This is a genomic window from thiotrophic endosymbiont of Bathymodiolus puteoserpentis (Logatchev), from assembly GCF_900127505.1.
Lineage (GTDB): Bacteria > Pseudomonadota > Gammaproteobacteria > PS1 > Pseudothioglobaceae > Thiodubiliella.
Window position 1 is genome coordinate 9,947 of record NZ_UEXF01000079.1, and the last position, 254, is coordinate 10,200.

Consider the following 254-nt stretch of genomic DNA (forward strand, 5'->3'; position numbering starts at 1 on the left):
AAAACACCCATAAAACACCCAAAATATCTTAGAAAAACACCCAACAAAATTCATTTGCAGATTCTCTTGTTATTGAACATAAATCTCTATCAGAACTAAACGATGTGCATAACATCATTAACTGGGGCGAGATAGAACAAACACTATCAAATCTTTATACTCCCAAATCCAAAAATAGAACCACCCAACCCAAAAAATACCAATCAAAATCCTAAAAAACCACCCCATTCAAGTCTTGCATCCATAAAAATACA

At 33.1% G+C, this 254-nt stretch carries 1 pseudogene (cut by a window edge); it reads left to right on the plus strand.

The features are described from left to right. Positions 1-71 precede the first annotated feature (71 nt). Positions 72-254: pseudogene (locus BHECKSOX2_RS10030) on the plus strand (IS5 family transposase); it runs 887 nt beyond the window's last position.